General features: G+C 42.8%; 1 pseudogene. It reads left to right on the top strand.

Features of this window, described 5'->3' with window-relative positions:
- A pseudogene (locus R7Q09_RS27975) lies at window positions 1-537 on the top strand (hypothetical protein); the annotation flags it as partial.

Below are 537 nucleotides of genomic sequence, written 5' to 3'. Positions count from 1 at the left end.
ATCACTCAGCAACGTGCTTATTACAGTACAGAAATTCTATTGCCGCTTGTTCACAGCCGATTAGCGAAGCGCGGACGTCTTTCTAATCAGCAATACCGCGTAAGTTTGAGTTTGTTCGCCTACCAGTACGTTATCGCATTAGATAAAGCAGTGGCGAGTTTAAATAAGCACGAGAGCAACTCCGTTACAGAAGATGAAGTGGACGAAGTCATTGAGTTGACGCTTGAGATCTTAAAACGCTTGAGACGCTCTATCCCTTATGAAGAAAACTTAAAGCGTTACTACGTTAATATTGATAACTATTTGTCGTGGTATACCGAGCAGAAGTTTTTGTCTCTCGTCGCTCATCTTCCTCGAGAAGGCGATTACAGCACCATTAAACAGCGTTTGATTACTCTGTGTGAGAAAGAACAAGCGCATCGCAAGCTAAACAAATACAACTCTCCACGCGTGGTTGAAGACGTGACGCGTCTTTCAAACAAAATGCGTTTGTTAAGACGTCTGATTGAACACCCTATTGTTTTGCGTGAGCAAACT

Source organism: Vibrio sp. 2130-1, assembly GCF_033339515.1.
The sequence above is the reverse complement of the archived record's forward strand: the minus strand, read 5'-3'. Positions and strand labels throughout refer to the sequence as shown.